12 protein-coding genes and 1 riboswitch are annotated in these 22105 nt (G+C 69.6%); of the genes, 5 read left to right on the top strand and 7 right to left on the bottom strand.

Annotated elements, in window-relative coordinates:
- Positions 1 to 255 precede the first annotated feature (255 nt).
- The 3 genes from Q0863_RS02810 (at position 256) to Q0863_RS02820 (ending at position 4560) form a co-directional block, all read left to right on the top strand.
- Positions 256 to 1068 carry a fumarylacetoacetate hydrolase family protein gene (locus Q0863_RS02810; RefSeq protein WP_298574817.1) on the top strand — a complete coding sequence of 271 codons (813 nt, stop codon included), beginning with the start codon at positions 256 to 258 and terminating at the stop codon, positions 1066 to 1068.
- A 145-nt stretch (positions 1069 to 1213) separates the two neighbouring features.
- Complete coding sequence (locus Q0863_RS02815; protein WP_298574820.1) at positions 1214 to 3256, top strand: YjhG/YagF family D-xylonate dehydratase; 2043 nt, start codon at positions 1214 to 1216, stop codon at positions 3254 to 3256.
- Positions 3253 to 4560 carry a gluconate:H+ symporter gene (locus Q0863_RS02820; protein ID WP_298574822.1) on the top strand — a complete coding sequence of 436 codons (1308 nt, stop codon included), beginning with the start codon at positions 3253 to 3255 and terminating at the stop codon, positions 4558 to 4560. Before Q0863_RS02815 ends, Q0863_RS02820 begins: the two co-directional genes overlap by 4 nt.
- Positions 4561 to 4605: 45 nt before the next feature.
- Here the strand turns inward: Q0863_RS02820 and Q0863_RS02825 are convergent, their stop codons facing one another.
- The 7 genes from Q0863_RS02825 to Q0863_RS02855 form a co-directional block, all read right to left on the bottom strand.
- The gene (locus Q0863_RS02825; protein WP_298574824.1) at positions 4606 to 5166 is read right to left on the bottom strand and encodes a manganese efflux pump MntP family protein; all 561 of its coding nucleotides are present in this window, start codon (positions 5164 to 5166) and stop codon (positions 4606 to 4608) included.
- A gap of 17 nt (positions 5167 to 5183) precedes the next feature.
- A riboswitch (yybP-ykoY riboswitch) is annotated at positions 5184 to 5343 on the bottom strand.
- 118 nt (positions 5344 to 5461) lie between these two features.
- Positions 5462 to 7054 (bottom strand): glycoside hydrolase family 43 protein, encoded by a 1593-nt coding sequence (locus Q0863_RS02830; protein WP_298574826.1) that lies wholly within the window; start codon positions 7052 to 7054, stop codon positions 5462 to 5464.
- A 34-nt stretch (positions 7055 to 7088) separates the two neighbouring features.
- On the bottom strand, positions 7089 to 8243 hold the full coding sequence (locus Q0863_RS02835) for an endo-1,4-beta-xylanase (RefSeq protein ID WP_298574828.1): 1155 nt from the start codon (positions 8241 to 8243) through the stop codon (positions 7089 to 7091).
- An 85-nt stretch (positions 8244 to 8328) separates the two neighbouring features.
- The gene (gene galB / locus Q0863_RS02840) at positions 8329 to 11094 is read right to left on the bottom strand and encodes a beta-galactosidase GalB (RefSeq protein WP_298574830.1); all 2766 of its coding nucleotides are present in this window, start codon (positions 11092 to 11094) and stop codon (positions 8329 to 8331) included.
- 39 nt (positions 11095 to 11133) lie between these two features.
- Positions 11134 to 12558, bottom strand: coding sequence for a glucuronate isomerase (gene uxaC / locus Q0863_RS02845; protein WP_298574832.1), 1425 nt, complete (start codon positions 12556 to 12558; stop codon positions 11134 to 11136).
- Positions 12559 to 12722: 164 nt separating this feature from the next.
- Complete coding sequence (locus Q0863_RS02850; protein ID WP_298574834.1) at positions 12723 to 15596, bottom strand: glycosyl hydrolase 115 family protein; 2874 nt, start codon at positions 15594 to 15596, stop codon at positions 12723 to 12725.
- Positions 15597 to 15664: 68 nt separating this feature from the next.
- A complete protein-coding gene (locus Q0863_RS02855; protein ID WP_298574836.1) occupies positions 15665 to 16966 on the bottom strand; it encodes an MFS transporter in 1302 nt (433 codons plus the stop codon).
- 376 nt (positions 16967 to 17342) lie between these two features.
- On the opposite strand from Q0863_RS02855, the gene Q0863_RS02860 reads away from it, so the two are divergent.
- A complete protein-coding gene (locus tag Q0863_RS02860) occupies positions 17343 to 20258 on the top strand; it encodes a TonB-dependent receptor (RefSeq protein WP_298574838.1) in 2916 nt (971 codons plus the stop codon).
- A 358-nt stretch (positions 20259 to 20616) separates the two neighbouring features.
- A complete protein-coding gene (locus Q0863_RS02865) occupies positions 20617 to 22095 on the top strand; it encodes a glycoside-pentoside-hexuronide (GPH):cation symporter (protein ID WP_298574840.1) in 1479 nt (492 codons plus the stop codon).
- Positions 22096 to 22105 lie beyond the last annotated feature (10 nt).

Below are 22105 nucleotides of genomic sequence, written 5' to 3' on the forward strand. Positions count from 1 at the left end.
GGAGGCGGCGCCGGTCCGCATGCGCGGACCGGTCGCCATCGCGTGGCGTGTGCGCCGCAGGCTGCGGGCGCGGGCGGTGTCTGTCGCAGGCCGCTTTCGCATCATAAGCGCAGCATGCCGGCGCGATGCGCCAGGTTGCACACGCAACCTTGGTCGCGCTCGTGTTCGCATGGCGGGCTGGCGTGTCCTCGTCCCATTCCCCGGCACGCGTGATCCCGCGACGCGTCCATCCACTGCCGCACGGAGCCGACACCGATGCATCCATTGCTGACCCGACACGCCACCCCGGACGGCCCGCGCTGGGCGCTCGACGGACGCTACCTGCCGCGCGCGTTCTCGCTCTCGCGCTGGCTGTCGCTTGCACCCGGCGAGGCAGCCGCTGCGCTCGTTCCAGGCGATGGCGCGGCCGACGCCCCGCTGCTCGCGCCGGTCGACGACGCGCAGGAGATCTGGGCGAGCGGCGTGACCTATCTCAGCAGCCGCATGGCGCGCGAGGCCGAGTCGCAGAGCGCGGACGTCTACCAGAAGGTCTATGGCGCCGAGCGTCCGGAGCTGTTCTTCAAGGCCACCGGCTGGCGCGCCTGCGGTCCGGGCGCGCCGATCCGCGTACGCGCGGACAGCAGCTGGAACGTGCCCGAGCCGGAACTGGTGCTGGTGCTGGATACCACCGGACGCATCGTCGGCTACACCACCGGCAACGACGTGTCCTCGCGCAGCATCGAGGGCGAGAACCCGCTGTACCTGCCGCAGGCCAAGGTGTACGACGGCGCCTGCGCGATCGGCCCGGGCATCCGCCTGTGCGATGCGGACGCGCTGCGCGACCTGCCGATCTCGCTGCAGATCCTGCGGGGCGGTACTTCCGTGTTCGCCGGCGACACGCGCACCTCGCAGATCAAACGCGGGCTGGAGGAACTGGCCGCCTGGCTGTTCCGCGAACTGCGCCAGCCGGCGGGCGCGTTGCTGTTTACCGGCACCGGCATCGTGCCCGGCGAGGACTTCAGCCTGCGCAGCGGCGACCTGGTGCGTATCGACATCGACGGCCTGCTACTGGAAAACCCGGTCGGATGATCGCTGGCGGCCCGACCTCCCGTTCTGCTCCCTCCCCCGCCTGCGGAGGAGGACCGGGGTGGGGGCACACCGGAGCATCGCACCCGATCCCACGCGCGCTGCCCGACGCGAACAATCGCCACTGCATCGACCAGAAGGGGTCGCCATGACCACCATTCCCCTCGACGCCATCCTCGGCGACGGCACCGCGCTGCTGAACACCCGCACCAGCGGCGAAGGCCCCACCGGCAGCCTGCCGATCGACGCCGACACGCTGCGAGACGCGCCCAGCGGCCACCTGTTCGGCATGACCCAGAACGCCGGCATGGGCTGGCGCGCGGCGGAGGTGGCGCGCGATCCTTACCTCATCGTCAGCACCCAGGGCGGATTGCGCGCGGAGGACGGCCAGCCGGTCGCGCTCGGCCTGCATACCGGGCACTGGGAGCTCGACCAGATGGTGCGTACCGCGGCGAACACATTCGCCGCCCATGGGGGCCTGCCGTTCTCGGTTGCCTGCTCCGACCCCTGCGACGGCCGCACCCAGGGCACCGTGGGCATGTTCGACAGCCTGCCGTACCGCAACGATGCGGCAGTGGTGATGCGCCGCCTGGTGCGCTCGCTGCCCACGCGGCGCGGCGTGCTGGGCGTGGCCACCTGCGACAAGGGCCTGCCGGCTATGATGCTGGCCCTGGCCGGCTGCGGCGACCTGCCCGGCGTGGTCGTGCCGGGCGGGGTGACGCTGCCGGCGCGCGGCGCCGAGGACACGGCGGTGGTGCAGACCATCGGTGCGCGCTTCGCCCACGGCCTGATCGATCTCGAGCATGCCGCGGCCATGGGCTGCCGCGCCTGCGGTTCGCCCGGCGGCGGCTGCCAGTTCCTCGGGACCGCGGCGACCTCGCAGGTGATCGCCGAGGCGCTCGGCATCGCCCTGCCGCACAGCGCGCTGGCGCCGTCGGGCGAACCGGTCTGGCACGCGATCGCGCATCGCTCCGCGCTCGCGCTGATGCAGCTGGCTGCGCAGGACACGCCGCTGTCCGCGATCCTGTCGAGACAGGCATTCGACAATGCGCTGGTGGTGCATGCCGCGTTCGGCGGCTCGACCAACCTGCTGCTGCACGTACCCGCCATCGCGCACGCGGCCGGCATCGAGCGCCCCACGGTGGACGACTGGATCCGCGCCAACCGCGCCACGCCGCGCCTGGTCGACGCGCTTCCCAACGGGCCGCGCCACCATCCCACGGTGCAGGTGTTCATGGCCGGCGGCGTGCCCGAGGTGATGCTGCACCTGCGCGGCATGGGGCTGTTGCACCTGGACGTGCTGACCGTCAGCGGGCGGACGCTGGGCGACAACCTCGAATGGTGGGAGCACAGCGATGCGCGGCGGATCGCGCGCGAGCGGTTGCGCGAACTGGACGGCATCGATCCGGCGCAGGTGATCATGGGTCCGGACGCGGCGCGCGCGGCGGGCATGTCCAGCGCGCTGGTGTTCCCGCGCGGCAACCTCGCGCCGGACGGGTCGGTGATCAAGGCGACCGCGATCGATGCCTCGGTGGTCGATGCCGACGATGTCTACCGCCACACCGGCCCTGCGCGCGTGTTCGCCAGCGAGCGCGACGCGATCCGCGCGATCAAGTCGAGGGCGGACGACGCGGTGCGCGCCGGCGACATCATCGTGCTGGCCGGCTGCGGCCCCGCGGGGACCGGCATGGAGGAGACCTACCAGCTCACCTCCGCGCTCAAGCACCTGCCCTGGGGCAAACACGTCGCAGTGATCACCGATGCGCGGTTCTCGGGTGTCTCGACCGGCGCCTGCATCGGACACGTCGGTCCCGAGGCGCTGGCCGGCGGTCCGCTCGGCCGCCTGCGCGACGGCGACATCGTGCGCATCGAGATCGACCGCAGGCGGCTCGAAGGCCGGCTCGACTTCCTCGGCGACGATCCCGATGCGCCGCTCGCAGCGGACACGGCGGCGGCGCTGCTGGCCACGCGCGAGCTGCATCCGGCGATCGCCGCGCACCCGCGCCTGCCGGCCGATACCCGCCTGTGGGCGGCGCTGCAGGAAGCGAGCGGCGGCACCTGGGGCGGCTGCGTCTACGACGTCGACGCCATCGTCGAAACGTTGCGCGCGGGTCGCGCCGCAAGGCAGGCGGACACGCGCGCAGGCGCGGCCGAGCTCCAACATCCGACGCCGGGAGGGCGCGCCGAATGACCATGTTCCTGATCATCGCCGTGGCCATCGCGCTGCAGATCTTCCTGACCGCGCGCAAGCTCAGCCCGTTCCTGTCGCTGCTGGTCGTGGCGATCCCGATGGGCCTGGCGCTGGGCATGTCGCCGCAGGAACTGCTCAAGACCATCGACAACGGCGTCGGCAGCACGCTCGCCGGCCTGGCGCTGGTGATCGTGCTGGGCGCCATCCTGGGCAAGGTGCTGGAGGAAAGCGGCGCGGCCGAGAAGATCGCCAACACCCTGATCGCGCGCTTCGGCGAGAAGAAAATCCAGTGGGCGCTGCTGCTGACCGGCTTCCTGGTCGGCATCCCGCTGTACTTCAACGCCGGCTTCATCATCCTGCTGCCGCTGATCTTCTCGCTGGCGCGCAGGACCGGCCTGCCGATCCTGTATCTCGCCATACCCACCGTCGCCTCGCTCAGCACCACCCACTGCTTCCTGCCGCCGCACCCCGGTCCGGTGATCCTGGTCAACGCCTTCGGCGCCGACATGGGACTCACCCTGGTCTACGGCATCCTCATGGCGATTCCGGCGGTCGTGATCGCCGGCCCGTTCCTCGGCCGGCGCATGCAGCACATCAACCCGCCGCTGCTGGACCTGTTCGCTTCCAGCACCGACCACAAGGAACTGCCGGGCACGTGGAGCTCGTTCCTGATCGCGCTCGCGCCGGTGCTGCTGATCGGGGTGTCGGTCTTTGCCGACAGCCTGCTGCCCGAAGGTCCGGTCCGGTCCGCGCTGCTGTTCCTCGGCAATCCCACCGTGGCCCTGCTGCTGTCCACCCTGCTGGCGTTCTGGTGGCTGGGCCATCGCCGCGGCGCGAGCCTGGAGACGCAGACGAAGTGGCTCAATGCCGCGATCGCCGGCATCGCCGTGATCGTGCTGATCATCACCGCCGGCGGTGTGTTCAAGCAGGTGCTGGTCGACAGCGGCGTCGGCGCGCAGATCGCCGCGCTCAGCGAAGCCTGGCAGATGCCCCCGCTGATCTTCGCCTGGCTGGCGACCGCGCTGCTGCGGGTGATGATCGGCTCGGCCACGGTGGCGGTGATCACGGCCGCCGGCATCGTCGGTCCACTGATCGCCACCACCGGCGCCTCGCCCGAGCTGATGGTGCTGGCCGTCGGCGCCGGCAGCGTGTTCGGCTCCCACGTCAACGACTCGGCGTTCTGGATGTTCAAGGAGTTCTTCAACCTGTCCATGAAGCAGACCTTCGCTTCGTGGACGCTGATGGAGACGACGATCTCGATCGTCGGCCTGGGCGGGGTGCTGCTGCTCGACCAGGTGGTCTGAGCGCGGCGACCACAGGACATCGCGTCGCCCGCGCGTGCGCAGCGTCTACGCGAACACGTGTTCGTACACGATGGTGGCGCCGACCAGGATCAGGATCGCGCCGCCGGCGATCTCGGCGCGCCGGCCTACCAACTGCCCGACCGCGCGCCCGGCCATCACGCCGCCGCTGACCATCACGAAGGTGCACAGGCCGATGACGGACGCGACCACGAGGATGTTGACCTCGACGAAGGCCAGGCCGACGCCGACCGCCAGCGCATCGATGCTGGTCGCCAGGCCAGCCAGCGCAAGCGCCCACAGGCCGTGCCGCTGCGGCGTATCGTGCGGCGCATCGGACCGCAGCGCCTTGTGGATCATGTGCAGGCCCAGGCCGGCCAGCAGCGCGAAGGCGATCCAGTGATCCCAGGCCTCGATCAGGTGCGAGGCGCTGGCGCCGAGGAACCAGCCGACCAGCGGCGTCAGGCTCTCGATCACCCCGAACACCAGCCCGGTGCGCAGCGCATCGCGCCAGCGCGGCCTGCGCATCGCGGCGCCCTTGCCGATGGCCGCGGCGAAGGCGTCGGTGGACATGGCCAGGCCGAGCAGCAGGATTGAAAGGGGATGCATGGCAGTACCGGGACGGCGAGGCTTGGGCACAACGGACCGCGCACGCGCCCGACCGCAATGGCGTGCGTGGTCCGCTGGTCTCGCCAACCCTCGGGTCGCGACCGCCACGGCCGATGCAGGCCAAGCATGTTGACGGTCGCGCTTCCGACAACCGGAAGCCGGCTACTCCCCAGATGGGATGGCGGCCGCATACGCGACCGCCTGCGTATTGTACCGGTTGCGGTTCGCGGCAACCGTGCGCGGGGCGCGGGGCCGCGAGAATCCGGGCCGCGCCTTCGCGCTCCGGTCCGGCGGTTCAGCCGGCGGCGGCCGGCCCGGGCAGTTCCCGGTAGTCGAACCAGTCGAAATCCGCGTGCAGCCGGCGTCCCGACAGATCCTGGCAGGCGATGCCGACGAAGTTGCCGGTGAAGCCGCAGGGCAGGGCATGTTCGTCCGACAGGATCGAGGCGTCCTGCTCCCAGGCCACCGCCTGCCAGCGCTCGCCGTCGCGCGAACAGGCAAAGCGGATGCGGTCGTGGTCGATGACCAGCTTCAGGTACACGCGCGCGCAGTCCTCGAACGGGTATTCCTTCTCCACCGGATAGCTGATCTGGCCGCGCTCGCAGCGCATCAGGCCGAGGCAGCGCGTCGAGTGGGCCGCGTGCGTCAGGAACAGGTAGTAGAAGCTGTCGGTGCTGTAGAACGCGACCAGCCCCGCGCTCTGCTGGAAATCCTCCGGCGAGAATTCCAGACAGGTCGTGGCTTCGATGCGAAACGCCTGCTGGCGGCGCGCGACCAGGCTCTGCTCGAAGCGCGACACCAGGCTCTCGCGCCCGTACAGGCGCAGGAAGCCGGGCCGTGCGTCGAGGCTGGCCATCCGCGCATCGACCGGCACGCGCGGCGCCTGCCAGTGCGGGCCCAGCGTGGGCGCGTCGAAGTCGTCGCGCACCGGCGGTTGCGGCCAGGGCTGCGCGGGCAGTTCGGGCCCGTTGAACCCGCCAGCCGGAGCATGGCCGCCGCTGGCCAGGCGCGGCCAGCCGTCGCGCCAGACGATGTCCTGCAGCGCGGTTTCGCGGCCCAGGATCGAGCGCCCGTTGGCCAGCGGCCGGCGGCACAGATGGGCCAGGCTCCAGCTGCCGTCGCGGTGCTGCACGAGCGATCCGTGGCCCGCCGACTGCAGCCGCAGCGCGGGATCGTGCGCGCTGCCGAGCAACGGCCCCAGCGGGTCGGTCTCGTACGGCCCTTCGATGTGGCGCGACCGCGCGACCGTGGCCGCATGCGTGGCGAAGGTGCCGCCCTCGGCCACCAGCAGGTAGTACCAGCCGTCGACGCGGTACAGGTGCGGGCCTTCGACCAGGCCCAGCGCGCTGCCGCGGAAGATGTTGCGGACCGAGCCGACGAGTCGCTGCGCCACCGGATCGTATTCCTGGAGCAGGATGCCGCCGAAGCTGTCGTGGCCGGGGCGATGGTCCCAGACCATGTTGACCAGCCACTTGCGGCCGTCGATATCGTGGAACAGCGAGGGATCGAAGCCGGAGTTGTTGAGGTGCACCGGGTCGGACCAGGGGCCTTCGATCGCCGGCGCGGTCACCAGGAAGTTGCGCACGTCCTTGAAGTCGCCGGCCCAGCCGCGCACGTCGGTGTAGATCAGGTGGAACAGGCCATCAGCGTGGCTCAGCTCCGGCGCCCAGACGCCGCCGGAGTTCGGCCGGCCGCGCAGGTCGAGCTGCGATGGGCGGCTCAGCGGGGGCGCAAGGCTGCGCCAGTGCGCCAGGTCGCGCGAATGCGAGATCGCCACGCCCGGATACCACTCGAAGGTGGAGGTGGCGATGTAGTAGTCGTCGCCGACGCGCAGGATCGAGGGGTCGGGATGGAAGCCTTGCAGAACCGGATTGCGGATGCGGGCCATGGCGCGACGCCTCGGGTAACAGTGGGACCTGCCGTCAGCGCTCGCCCGGCACCGCCAGCACCGCGCCGAGCGCCTGCTTGGGCTGGCCCTGGCGATCGAACAGCAGGGTGTAGTTGGTGCGGTCCGGGATCGGGTAGCCGTTCTTCCACGACATGCCATCCTCCACGCCCCAGACCGCCACGCGATGCAGCTTGTCGCGTCGCGCGTGGAAGATGCGGAACAGCTCGGCATAGCGATCGGCGAGCTGCGCCTGCACGGCGTCGGGCAGGCCGTTGCGATAGGGGTCGAGGAAGGCCTTGAACTCGGGCAGCTGGAACTGCGGATGCATCATGCCCTGGCCGATGATCTGGCCTTCCTTCGTCAGCGGCAGCACGTCGACGTCCAGTTCGGTGACCATCACCTTCACCCCGAGCGCGGCGTAGGCATCGATGGCGGCCTCGATGTGCGCGGTGGACGGGTAGTCGAGGCCCCAGTGGCCCTGGATGCCGACGCCGTCGATGCGGATGCCGGCGGCCTGCAGCATCCGGACCATGCGCACGATGCCGTCCCGCTTTTCGGGGCGCCAGGCGTTGAAGTCGTTGTAGTAGAGCGCCGCGTCGGGCGCGGCCTCGCTGGCGAAGCGGAAGGCGTCGCGCACCAGCGCATCGCCATCGCCGCCGTAGGCGCGGGTCCACAGCGTGTCGCGGTACTGGCCGTCCTCGCCGATCACCTCGTTGACCACGTCCCAGGCGTCGAGCCGTCCGGCATAGCGTCCGGCGACGGTGTGGATGTAGTTGCGCATCCGCTCGCGCATGGTCTCCACGTCGGCCTGTGCGCCATTCCCGTCCTGGAAGAACCAGGCAGGCGTCTGGTTGTGCCAGACCAGGGTGTGGCCGACCATGAACAGGTCGTGGCGTTCGCCGAATTCCACGAACGCATCGGCAGCGTCGAAGTCCCAGCGGTCCGGTTCGGGATGCAGCACCTCGGCCTTCATCACGTTCTCGGCGGTGATGGCGTTGAAATGCAGCGATACCAGCGCCTGCGCGCGCGCGTCGCGGCCGGACACCATGTCCTCGTTCATCGCCGTGCCGACGAGGAACGCGCCGGCGTAGGCGTCCTTGAGCGTGGCCGCTGGCGGCGCCGCGAGCGCGGCCGAACAGGCGAGGCCCAGCGCGAGGGCGGCGAGCGGGACGAAGCGGTGGCGGGTCATGTCGGGCCTCCGGAGGCGATGGTGCGGGCGGGCCCGGCGGGCCGCAATGGTTTCAGTCGAGCAGGATCGCGGGTGCGCCCGCGCGTCACGGCGCATCGTCCGTGACCGTGATGGTGATGGCGGCAGCCTCGAGGCCGTCCGACTCGGCGACCACGCGCGCGCGGCCGGTCTGTCCCGGCAGTCCGCGCACGATCGCCAGCGCCAGTCCGCTGAAGGTGTCGCGTTCGGGCGAGGGGAAGGCGGTGAGGTCGCGCGGATCGCCGTTGTCAGTGGCCACCAGTCCGGCCGGCCCTTCGACCCGGAACCGCACGCGGCTGGTCGCATCGCGGATCGCGCGGCCGTTGGCGTCGAGCACGCGCAGGGTGAGAAAGGACAGGTCGCGTCCATCGTTGCCGATGCGGGCGCGATCGGCTTCGAGCGAGAGCCGTGCGGGCGCGCCGGTGGTCTGTTCGCGGGCCTCGGCCCACGGTTCGCCCTTGCGCCAGACGCGCACCCGCAGCTCGCCGGGCTGGTAGCGCACCTCGTCCCAGCGCAGGCGGTACTCGAGCGGGCCCTTCTTCCTGCGCCCCTGCGACACGCCATTGAGGAACAGTTCGCCTTCGTCGCCGCTGGTGAACACGTGCACCGGCGTCACTTCGCCTTCGCGGCCGGGCCAGTTCCAGTGCGGCAGGATGTGTGCCATCGGCAGGTCCGGACGCCAGCGCGCCTGGTAGAGGTAGTAGCGGTCCTTGGGGAAGCCGGCCAGGTCGATCATGCCGCTGTAGGAGGAGCGCGCGCTGTAGTAGGGCGTCGGTTCGCCGAGGTAGTCGAAGCCGTTCCAGACGAACTCGCCGGCCACGTAGGGATGGCGGTCCAGGGTGGCGAAGACCCGGTCGGCGCTCGAGCCGAAGTCCACCGCGTACAGCTCGTAGGCGCTGACGTGCTGGCGCCCCGAATCGCCGCCGCCGTTGTGGTCGCGCACCGGCGCGCTCTGCCGCGGCGTCACCGGGAACAGGTAGACGCCGCGGCTGCTCAGGGCCGACGCGGTCTCGCTGCCGAAGATCACCTTGTTCGGGAAGGCCTGGCGGAAGGCGGGGTACGAGGGCGGCGTGCGGATCCGCTCGGTGCCCTCGAACTCCGGCTCCTGGCGGATCCCTTCGCCCTGGTAGTTGAGGTTGATCACGTCGAACGCGGCGGGGAAGGGCATGTCGGCCTTGGCCCAGTTCATCGACGCGGTGGCCGGGCGGGTCGGGTCCTCCTCGCGCACGATCTCCACCAGGCGCCGGCCGATCGCCGCGCCGGCCTCGCCGTCGTACTGCTCACCGACCTCGTTGCCCACGCTCCACAGGATGATCGAGGGGTGGTTGCGGTCGCGGCGCAGCATCGCGCGCAGGTCGGCCTCGTGCCACTCCGGGAACAGCAGGTGGAAATCGAGCGGGGTCTTCTTCTTTTCCCAGGAATCGAAGACCTCGTCGATTACCAGGAAGCCCATGCGGTCGGTGAGTTCGAGCAGCTGCGGATCGGGCGGGTTGTGCGCCATGCGGATGGCGTTGGCGCCCATTTCGCGCAGGATCTCCAGCTGGCGCTCGGCGGCGCGGCGGTTGAAGGCGGCGCCCAGCGCGCCGACGTCGTGGTGCTGGTTCACGCCCTGCAGCACGATGTGCTCGCCGTTGACGAAGACGCCGCGATCCGGATCCCACTGCACGTCGCGGATGCCGAAGCGCGTCTCGTAGCGGTCCACCACGCGCCCGTCCTGCCGCAGCGTGGTGACGGCGAGATAGCGATGCGGATGCTGGGTCGGCGGCGGACCCCACAGCCGCGGCGCGTCGATGCGGGTGCCCGATCTCACCCGGGTGCTGCCGCCGGCCACCACGTCCACGCCGATGGCGGGAATCCGCGCGACCGCGTCGCCGATGGGCGCGCCGTCTGCGTCCGCCTCGAAGAATGCGGTCTCGACCTGGACCCGCACCGGGGCGTTGGTCGTGTTGTCGATCTCCACGCGCAGGTGCACGTCGGCGGCCGTCTCCGACACCGCCGGCGTGGTCACGGTCGTGCCCCACTGCGCGACATGCACCGGCGCGGTGCTGGTCAGCCAGACGTCGCGGTAGAGCCCGCCGCCGGGATACCAGCGGGCGGATTCGGGCGGATTGTCGAGCCGGATCGCGAGCTGGTTGCGGCCACCGAAGGCGACATGCGGCGTGAGGTCCACGCGCCAGCTGTTGTAGCCATACGGCCAGCCGCCGACCAGCTGGCCATTGAGCCAGACGGTGGCATGGGACATGGCGCCGTCCAGGTCGAGATGGATGCGGCGTCCCTGCTGCGAGGCCGGGATGTCGAGCGCGCGCCGGTACCAGCCGATGCCCCAGCTCGGCAGCCGGCCCATGCCGCCGTAGGGACCTTCGGCGATGAAGGGGCCGGCGATGGCCCAGTCGTGCGGGAGTGTGACCGGCTGCCAGGCGCTGTCGTTGAAATCGGCGTGCAGGTAGGGCACGTCGCCGATCCGCGGCGGCTCCGCGGGGCGCGCATGGCGGCGCGCCGGATCGGCGATGAAGCGGTTGGCCGTGGGCAGGATCCACGGCTTGAGCACCGGCCGTCCGGCAGCGATGCGCACCGCCTCGTCCGGGCGCGCATCGGCGACCTTGCCGTCCGCGCTCTGCGTGACCTGCGGGCGCACGTCGTAGTCGAGCCGTCCGTCCATGCCGGGCGGGTCGCCACGGTGGAAGCGCCAGCCGCCGTCTAGCCGGATGCGCTCGCGCGGCGCGCTGTCGTTCGTCGTGGCCGAGGCGTGGGTGGGCGCCAGTCCACAGGCCGCTGCGAGCAGAAGCGGCGCGGCTGCGATGGCGGACAGGCGGACGAAGGATCGCAGGCTCATCGGACGGACTTCTCCATGCGCAGGTCGTGCGGACGCCGGCTACAGCCGGTAGGCGGCCTTGGGGAGGCGGTAGGCGAGGTCGATGGCGACTTCCGCCGCCTCGTCCTCGTCCAGGCGGTGTTCGGCGACCAGCCTGGACAGCACCGCGCAGTCGATGCGGCGTGCGACATCGTGCCGCGCCGGGATCGACAGGAACGCGCGCGTGTCGTCGTTGAAGCCCACGGTGTTGTAGAACCCCGCGGTCCCCAGCGTCTGTTCGCGGAAGCGCCACATGCCTTCCGGCGAATCGTGGAACCACCAGGCCGGACCGAGGAACAGGCTGGGGTAGTGCCCCGCCATCGGCGCGAGTTCGCGCGAGTAGGTGCTCTCGTCGAGGGTGAACAGGATGAAGCGGAACTGCGGCTCGTTGCCGAAGCGGTCGAGCAGCGGCTTGAGCGCGCGCACGTATTCGGTGGCGAGTGGCATGTCGGCGCCGATGTTGCGGCCATGGCGTGCGAACAGATGCGGGTTGTGGTTCCGGCAGCAGCCCGGATGCAGCTGCATCACCAGCCCGTCGTCCAGGCTCATCGCCGCCATCTCGGTCAGTACCTGGCCGCGGAACAGCGCCGCATCGGCCGCACTGGCACCGCCCTTGAGGATCCGCGCGAACAGGTGCTCGGCCTCGGCACGCGACAGGTCCGCGGTCTGCGCCGTCTCGTGGCCGTGGTCGGTGGAGGTGGCGCCCATCGTCGCGAAGAACGCGCGCCGGTTGCGGTGCGCGCGCAGGTAGCCGTCCCAGCTGTGCACATCCTCGCCGGTGATCTCGCCGAAACGCTGCAGCGCCCCGGCGAACGCCTCGTGCTCCGGGTCGACCACTTCGTCCGGGCGGTAGGCCGTGACCACGCGGCCGGACCAGCCGCTGTCGCGGATCGCCCGGTGATGGTCGAGCGGGTCCAGCGGCCCTTCGGTGGTGGCGATCAGTTCGATGTTGAATCGCTCGAACAGCGCGCGCGGGCGGAACGCGGGCGTCTGCAGCGCGTCGGTGATGGTGTCGTAGTACAGGTCCGCGGTCTGCGCGCCCAGGCGCACGCGCAGGCCGAACACCTCGTGGAAGACGTGGTTGAGCCACAGCGACGAGGGCGTGCCGCGGAACAGGTGGGCGTGTTCGGCGAACACCCGCCAGGCGGCGCGCGGATCGACCGGTGCGCGGCTGCCGTCCGCGCGCGGAATGCCGAGGGCATCGAGCCCGATGCCCTGGCTGTAGAGCATGCGGAACACGTAGTGGTCGGGCACCAGCAGCAGCTCGGTGGCATTGGCGAAGGGCGCGTTGCCGGCCCACCAGGACGGATCGGTGTGCCCGTGCGGCGAGATGATGGGCAGCCCGCCGACCTCGGCATACAGCCGCCTTGCGATCGCGCGCTGGCTCGCGTCCGATGGAAACAGACGGTCTTCGTGCAGGGACAGCGGGGTGCTCGAGGTGTTCATGGGTCGGTGACGGTGTCCATTGGTGTGCTGTGGGGCCGGCGCATCGTCATGCGCATGGCGGTTGCTTGCGGGCAGGCGACGGCCCGGATCCAGGGCCGCGCCGTTCCTTCGTTCGGCCGCGGGCCAATGCGGTCCATGCGACCGGGGCAGGCAGGCCTCACGTCTCAGCGCCGCCCGCTTTCGACCGGCCCGAGCGTGCCGCGCGGCCGCGGCCGGGTCACCACCTCGACGCGCTCGAATACCAGGCCCGGATCGACCAGCCACAGCCTGAGCGTATTGGCGCCGGCCGCCACGCGGTGGCGCGATGTCGCCACGTGCACGTTGTCGATCACCGCGCGCTCCCAGCTGCGGAAGTCCGGATCGCCCGGCGTCGGGTCCAGGCGCATGGTCACGACCTGCGGCGACTCTTCGCCGATCGACACGCCGTAGCGCAGGCCGCCGCGATTGCGCAGGTCGAGCGTGGGCGCCAGCGCCACCCGGACTTCGACCTCGCCCCCGGCATCCACCACCAGCGGATACTCCAGCCGTGCGCCGTCCCCGCCAGGCGTCAGCGATGCGCCGGTCGCCGGCCACGCGGTCACGCCGGAGCGCGTGCGTCCCAGGTTCGGGATCACCTGCCACTGGCCACCGGCCGGCGCCACCGCGCGCGCATGGTGCGCCGCCTCGATCGCGATCACGCCGTCGCCTTTGACGAAGCCGCGCGCGCCGGGGTGCGCCGGCGGCTTGCGCACCGGCACCTGCACGTATACCTCGGTGCGGTCGGCGCCGCGGATGGCGATCACCGCCTCGTGCTCGCCTTCGGGCAGGCTGTCCCAGTCGACGGCGAGTTCCAGCGGCTGGGCATCCTCGACCTCCGCCTGCGCCGGTGTCACCCGCAGCCAGGGCTGCGACGACTTCGCGGTGAAGCCGACCGGCTGCGCGCCGCGGTTGTACACCACGACCGCGCGCGACGGTGCGCCGACCGGATCGAGCGGCGGCAGGCGCGGCGAATCCGCAGGTTGCGGCCAGCCGCGCGCGTCGCCCTCGACCGCCACGCCGGTCACGCCCCGGCCGGGGACGTCGACCCTCGACAGCGCCGGCATCACGTTGCGTTCGGGCTGCTGCCAGTGGGTGTAGCCGATGCGCACCTGCGACATCATGTGCCGCCACTTGCCGTCGGCCACTTCGTGTTCGTAGCGGCGCTGCAGTCCGGCATCGTGCGCAAACAGGCGCCGGGCCTCGTCCGCCCAGCGGTTGGCCGACGCGCGCCCCTGCGCCGCGTACAGGCGGTTGCGTGCCGCGGCCACGTACAGCCGGTTGAGGTTGGCGCTGGCCAGCACCGGATATTCGACCAGCTGCACCCAGGCATCGCGATGGCTGGCCGCGATGCGCGGCGCCAGCGCCAGGACGCGCTGCTCCAGCGCGTCCCACTCGCCGATGACCCGGTCGGCTTCATCGTCGTGCAGCAGGCTCCAGGTGGCGGCGTCGAGCAGTTCCGGCTTGCGCCGGGCGTTGTACTGCGTATAGCGGGTGAGGATGTCGCCGATCTCCCGTGCATGGGCGGCGCCGAACTGCTCGCGCGCCCAGCTCTCGGGGTAGCGCGCGATCCAGTCCAGGTCGGCGGCCTCGGGGTCCCAGGCCTGGTCGAGGAAGGCGCTGATCGGCAGTTCCATCGGCTTGATGTCGCCGACGTTGACCACCCACACGCGCTCCACGCCATGCGCCCAGGCCAGGCGCATCTGCTCCCATGCGCGCTCGACCTGGGTGGTGTTGAGCCATTTGTAGTTGCGTGGACCGCCGACGTAGTCGAAGTGGTAGTACACGCCGTAGCCACCAGCGCGCCGGGCCAAGGGATCGGGCAGGCGGCGGATGTTGCCCCAGTTGTCGTCGGCGAACAGCAGGGTCACGTCGTCTGGGACGCGCATGCCCTTGTCGTAGTAGTCCTGCACTTCCTTGTACAGCGCCCACACCTGCGGCGTCCGCTCCACCGGCTGGCCGGTGACCTCGCCGATGATGCGGCGCTGGTCGGCCACGATGCGCTCGAGCAGGGCGGTGGCGGTCTCCTCGCTCATCGGTTCGTCGCCGTCGCCGCGCATCCCGAGCGTCACCACCGCCTCGCGACCCTGCAGGCGTTCGATGCCGCCGCGCCAGAACCGCTGCAGCGTGTCGGCGTTCTTCGCGTAGTCCCACGGTCCGCTGCCGTGGCGCGACCATTCGTCGTGCGCGCGCATCATCGGTTCGTGGTGGCTGGTGGCGATCACCACGCCATACTCGTCGGCCAGTTCGGCATTGCGCGGATCGTCGTCGTAGAACGCGCGCGGAAGCCACATCGCCGGCCACAGGTAGTTGGCCTTGTGGCGCAGGATCAGCTGGAACACGCGCTCGTAGAAGCGGTGGTTGGTCCCGCCGAAGGTGGCCTTGCTCCAGTTGCCGAGCGCCGGGTCCTCGTCGTTGATGAAGATGCCGCGATAGCGCACCTTCGGCGCGTCCACGAAGCGGCCGGGCGCGACGTGCAGTTCGGTGCGACGCGGTGGCGGGACGTCGGCCCACCACGTCCAGGGCGAGACGCCGATGCGGCGCGAGAGTTCGTACAAGCCGAAGGCGGTGCCGCGGCGATCGGCCCCGACCACGAGCAGGGCGCGGTCGATGCCCGGTTCCGGGTGCTCGACCACCTGCAGCAGGTAGGCTTCCCAGACGCCCGCTACGCCACCGGTGTCAATGCCCTGCTCACGCACGATGCGATCGATGCGCGCGCTGTGGCCCAGGGTGCCCGCGATGATCGCCTGCTTCGGTGGCGCGCCGGCAGGTGCCTCGGCGCCGCCCACCGCGGCCAGGTCGTCGCGCAGGGCCTTCGCGGCCAGCGCTACCGCGGCGAAATCGTCCTGCTCCACCAGCACCGGCAGCGGCGTGCCGCGCTCGATCAAGGCCAGCGTGCCCTGGCTCCGGGATTCGCACACCGCGGCAGGCGCGCGGCAGTCGCGTGCGGCAATGGCGGCGTCCGGCAGCAGGGCGAACAGGCACAACAGCGGTGCGATCAGGGCGGGGAGGGAGCGTCTCATGCAGGGTCCTCATGTCGGCGCGAGGCGCCGCGTTCACGTTGTCCACGCCCGGGGGCGCGGCGCGACACTCAGGCCGGTGCGTCGGCCCGATCCAGTCGCGCAGGTTCCAGTCGCGGCGCGAGCAGGTGGATCGCCAGCAGTGCCGCCAGGTAGGCGCCACCGGCCATGGTGAACATCGCCGCGTAGCTGCCGGTGCTCTCGCGCAACCAGCCGGCGCCGAGGTTCATGAAGAATCCGCCCATCGCGCCGGCGAAGCCGCCGATGCCGACCACCGACGCGACTGCCGCGCGCGGGAACATGTCCGAGGTCAGGGTGAACAGGTTGGCCGAGAAGCCCTGGTGCGCGGCCGCGGCCAATCCGATCAGCCACACCGCGACCCACTGTCCTTCGACATGCGGTGCGAAGACCACCGGCAGGATGCACAGCGCGCAGATCAGCATTGCGGTCTTGCGCGCGCGGTTTGCGCTCCAGCCGCGCTTCATCAGCGACGAGCTGAACCAGCCGCCGCTGACCGATCCCACGTCGGCCAGCAGGAACACGGTGACCATCGGCAGTCCGATGGTGCGCAGGTCCACGCCGAAGCGGTCGGCCATGAACATCGGGAACCAGAACAGATAGAACCACCAGACCGAGTCGCTGAGGAACTTGCCTGCCGTGAACGCCCAGGTCTGGCGGAACCGCAGCAGTTGCAGCCACGAGGCCCTGACCGGCGGGTCGGGCGGATCGCTGTGGATCAATGCGAGCTCGCCCGGCGACACCTTCGGATGCTCGGCGGGGCGGCGATACACGGGCAGCCAGAACGCGAGCCACACCAGCCCGGCCAGTCCGGTGGCCACGAACGCGGTGCGCCAGCCCCAGGTCAACGCCAGCCACGGCACCAGCAGCGGCGCGACGATCGCGCCGATGTTGGACCCGGCGTTGAAGACACCGGTAGCAAGCGCCCGCTCACGCTTGGGAAACCACTCGGCAACCGTCTTGACCGCGGCGGGGAAGTTGCCCGACTCGCCGAGTCCCAGCGCGAAGCGCGCGATGCTGAAGCCGACTACCGACTTCGCCAACGCGTGCGCTGCTGCCGCGACCGACCACACGGCAAGGTACACGCTGTAGCCCACGCGCGTTCCCACGCGGTCGATGAACCAGCCCGCGACCAGGAAACCGATCGCGTAGGCCAGGGTGAACGATGCGCTGATGACGCCGTAGTCCTGCTCGCTCCATCCGAACTCCGTCGACAGCGTCGGCGCGAGCACGCCCAGCACCGCGCGGTCGACGTAGTTGATCGTGGTGGCGAAGAACAGCAGCGCGCAGATGATCCAGCGATACCTGCTGGCAACCGGCGCGTGCGCGCCGGGGGAAGAGGGGATCGCACTCATGTGGATGCCGGCCTCGCTGCGGTGCGTGCCGCCATCGCGCAGACGTCTGCAGGTTGCATGTCCCTTCCCCGTTGCGATGCTGATAGCGCTATCAGTACCACAGCACGAAAGGGCGGGCCACTGGCATCGTCCGACCGCCGTGCATGCACGCCAACCGCGCAGCAGACGGCGCAATGCATCAGGCGTGGCCCTCTGCAACGTGCCCCGTCGCGATGCTGCGACGCAGCGTGTGCGCGTCAGTTTGATAGCGCTACCATCCGGCCGCCACTCCCACAGGGCGTGTCGTGCAAACGTCCCTGCGGGGGCACGAGGCACAACAGTCCACCGGTGTCACGGCGCAAAGAGCGTCGGCGCCAACAAGCGGGAGGGGAGTTTCGTGCAAGTCAGAATTGCAAGAACAGCGTTGTGCCATGCCCTGGGGCTGGCGTTGGCCGGCATCGCCGGAACCGCCATGGCCCAGGATCCATCGCCTGCCCAGCAGAGTCCCGCGCCGGTGCCTGCCGGCCCCGCGGCCACCGATCTCGACTCCGTGGTGGTAACCGGTTACCGGCAGAGCCTGCAGTACTCGACCGATGCCAAGCGCGAGTCGACCGGCTTCACCGATTCGATCTTCTCCGAGGACATCGGCAAGTTCCCCGATACCAACATCGCCGAGTCGCTGGCCCGTATCCCCGGCATCCAGATTGACCGCGACGTCAACGGCGAAGGCCTGAACGTCGGCATCCGCGGCCTGCCGCAGAGCTTCACCAAGACCATCATCAATGGCGGCGAGGCGGCGACCGCCTCGATCGGCCTCAACCGCGGCAACCAGAACCGCGAGGTCGACCTCAACCTGTTCCCGACCGAGTTCTTCAACAAGCTCACGGTCTACAAGTCGCCGCAGGCCAGCCTGCCCGAGGGCGGCATCTCCGGCGTGGTCGACATGCGCAGCATGCGTCCGTTCGACATCCCGGGCCGCCATTTCAACTACTCCGGCCAGTTCGACTACAACACGATCGGCGAGAAGTTCAATCCGCGCGGCTCGGCGATGTACAGCTGGACCAACGATGAGGGCACGTTCGGCGCCCTGGTCGGTGCGTCGGTCGTGCGCAGCCGCATTTCGGTGCGCGGCTGGGAGTCGGTGGGCTGGATGAACCCGGGCCTGAACTACCAGCAGTGCGGACTGACCCCGCCCGAGGGCGTGGACCCGCTCACCAACCGCCCGGCCGAATGCAATCCCGGCGGCGGCGGCAGCCTGCAGATGCCCAATACGGTGCCGGACAATGCATCCACCCGCGGGGCCGGGATGACACCGGGAGACATCGTGGATGCCGAGTGGCTGCTTGCGCAGAATCCCGGCCTCACCATCGACCAGATCACCGAGGCGCTGTTCCCGCGCCTGGCGCGTCCCGTCGACATGTCCGGCGACCGCGAGCGCGACGCCGTGGTCGCTTCGCTGGAATGGCGTCCCAGCGACCGGATGCACTTCTACGTCGACGCGCTGTACTCGCGCGCCAACTACGAGAACGACCGCATCGACGTGAACCTGGTCGGCCGCACCTTCGGCCCGTCGGGCTTCCTGCCGACCAACATGCAGCTCGATGCCAACAACGTGGTGACCAGCGCCACCCTGGTGAACTCGCAGTTCCTGCTCGAAGCGCGTCCCTACCGCGACGAGGTGCAGTACTGGAACATCAACCCGGGCGCGACCTTCTGGTTCGGCGAAGACGACAGCGTCAAGCTGGACGTGCAGGCCAACTGGAGCCGCAGCTGGTTCTTCCGCGAGTCGCCGACGATCATGCCGACCTCGCCGTTCACCACGGTCGAGTACACCAACAACGGCACGCCGTCGTTCACCGCGGGCGGGCTCGACCTCAACGACCCGAATGCCGGGTGGGGCTGGACGGGCGGGCGCGTCAACCTCAACAACGAAAAGCGCGTGACCGAGGCCGGACGCCTGCGCGCCGACCTGCAGTTCGGCGAGGACGACCGCAACATCAAGGTCGGCGTCTCGCATGACCGGTCGCGCCGGACCATGGTCGCGTTCGACAACAGCGCCGCCTGGCAGGCCAACGTGTTCAACACCGTAGCGCCGGGAGACCTGCCGAACTTCCTGCGGCCCGGGCCCTATGGCTTCGTCACCGTCGACTTCGACGCGTTCATGGACGCCACCGATTACCAGCGCTTCTTCGACGAGGCCCCGGAAGTCGGTACCTCGCAGTCGGTGGGCGCCGCGGCAGGCGGATTCGACGAGAAGAGCATGGCGGCCTACGTCGAGTTCAACGGCGAGGCCGAGGTATGGAACCGCAACCTGCGCTTCAACGGCGGCGTGCGCTACATCGACACCGACCAGGACATCACCGGCCCGGTCGTGCTGGGTGCGACCCGCGTCTGGCAGACGCTGAGCAGCACCTACGACGAATGGCTGCCGTCGTTCAACGTCGCGTGGGACGTGGCCGACAGCTGGGTGGTGCGCATGTCCAGCTCGCGCACCATGACCCGTCCCAACCCCCGCTCGATGCTGCCGGCGACGACATTCTCCGACCCGTCCGCCGAGATCGCCGACCAGGGCAACCCGAACCTGTCGCCCTACCTGTCGACCAATTTCGATCTCGGCCTCGAGTGGTACACGGGCGACGAAGGCATGGTGGCGCTGACCATGTTCAACAAGCGCGTGTCGGGCTACACCTACCAGGGCATCAACGTGCGCCCGTTCCGCGAGCTGGGCATCCCGCTCGATTCGCTGACCGAGAACCAGCTGGCGGCGCTGAACGCCAACGGCGGGCTCGATGCCCCGATCAACGTGCGCCAGCAGGTCAACGCCGACGCCACGCTCGACATCCAGGGCTGGGAACTGATCTGGGTGCAGCCGCTGGACTTCGTGTTCCAGGGGCTGGGCTTCATGGCCAACTACACCGACATCGACCTGGAGCCGACCGGGCAGGAAGCCGACCAGCTGGCCGGCAACCTGTTCGGCATCTCGCCGGTGATGTGGAACGCCACGACGTACTGGGAGAACGACGTCGCCTCGGTGCGCCTGTCCTACAACTGGGTCGAAGGCTCGGCCCAGCGGGCGCGCGGCAACAACGAGGGCGGCCTCAACTACGGCCAGTACTTCGGTGAGGACCGCGGGCAGTTCGACCTGTCGGCGAGCTACACGCTGGCGTCACTGCCGTCCAAGCCGCAGATCACCTTCAACGTGCTGAACATCACCAACGAAGAAACGCGCAACTACATCACCTATCCGAACGTGCCGGGCGAGATCTACCAGCCTGGCCGGACCTTCCTGATCGGCCTGCGCGGAACGTTCTGACCTTTTGTCCGTTTACTCCCCACGACCCTCCCGGCAGCGCGACTGTGCCGGGCGGGTCGTGATTTTTTTCCTGCGCCGAAGTCGCGCAGGGCAAGCAGGGAGTCTGCTGGTACGACCGGCCGGGTGCCGGTCCTGACCGCGCGGCCACGCGTCGCCGTCTTGCCGCATGTGCCTGCGATCTCGATGAGAGGTTGCGGCTACAACCATTTTTCCGTCATTCCGGTTCCGGATCGCGCCATGCCAAAGTTCGAATAGGTATGGAGAACAATCGGCAGTCGCGGGCCGCCAACGCGTCGTCGTCGCGGGTACGATAGCCGCGACCGGCGATCGTCACGCCCATGAGCAGCAGGGGAATTCCTTGAGTACACGCACTGACCGGCTTTCGGTCACCGAGAAGGTCGGCTACAGCCTCGGTGACCTCGCGGCGAACCTCATCTTCCAGACGTTGATGACGTTCCTGGCCTTCTTCTACACCGACATCTACCGCATCCCGGCAGGGACGGCGGCCACCATCATCTTCGTGGTCGGCCTGCTCGGCGCCTTCGTTTTCACCCCGCTGGTGGCGGTGCTGGCCGACCGCACCAACTCGCGCTGGGGCAAGTTCCGGCCGTGGATCCTGTGGACGGCGGTGCCGTTCGGCGTGCTTGCGCTGCTGGCCTTCAGCACGCCCGATTTCGGCATGCAGGGCAAGATCTTCTACGCCGCCGCGACCTACACCCTGCTGGTGCTGGTGTACGCGGCCAACAACCTGCCGTACTCGGCGCTCAGCGGCGTGCTGACCGGGAGCATGGCGGAGCGCAACAGCCTGTCGGCCTACCGCTTCGTCGCGGTGATGGTCGCCCAGCTGGTGGTGCAGTCGCTGCTGCTGCCGCTGGTGTTGATCCTGGGCGACGGCGACCGCGTGCAGGGCTTCCAGAACACCATGCTGCTGTTCGCGGTGGTGGGCACGGTGTTCTTCCTGATCACCTTCTTCACCACGCGCGAACGCGTGCTGCCGACGGCGGGCCAGAAGTCGAGCATCGGCCAGGACGTGGCCGACCTGACGACCAACCGGCCCTGGCTGGTGCTGCTGCTGGTGACGATCCTGGTGTTCACCACGCTGGCGCTCAAGGGCGGTACCTACGTCTACTACTTCCAGTACTACCTCGACGAGGCCGCCATGGCGGCGTTCCTCGAAGGAATCGGCTTCAACGGCTTCATCGCCGGGCTCAATGCGACCCTGACCAGCATGGGCCTGGCCGGGTTCCAGTGGCCGGAGGATGCTTCGACCTCGGCCTTCAGCCTGTTCAACGCCGGCGGCATCATCTTCATGGTCGTGGGCATCGGCTTTTCCAAGAAGCTGGCCGACCGCTTCGGCAAGCGCGACGTCTACGGCATCTTCCTGTTCATCGCCACGCTGTTCATGCTGGCCTTCTACCTGTTCCCGCCGGACCGCATCGCGCTGGTGTTCACCGCGCAGATCCTGCATGGCTTCTTCTACGGCATCACCATCCCGCTGCTGTGGGCGATGGTGGCGGACGTGGCGGACTACTCGGAGTGGAAGAACAACCGCCGCGCCACGGCCATCATCTTCTCCGCGATCCTGTGCGGGCTGAAGGTTGGCCTGGCGGTGGGCGGCGCGCTGGTCGCGGGCCTGCTGGCGCGCTATGGCTACAACGCCGACCTGGCCGTGCAGGCACCGCAGACCGTGGACGGCATCCGCCTGTCGGTCAGCCTGTACTGCTCGATCCCGTTCCTCGCGGCCGCGGCCCTGCTGTTCTTCTATCGCATCGACAAGTCGGCCGAATCGCGTATCGAACGCGAACTGGCAGAACGTCGCGCCGCACAGCCGGCATGAGCCTGCATTA

It is taken from the genome of uncultured Luteimonas sp., from assembly GCF_947492465.1.
In the GTDB taxonomy this organism is placed as follows: domain Bacteria; phylum Pseudomonadota; class Gammaproteobacteria; order Xanthomonadales; family Xanthomonadaceae; genus Luteimonas.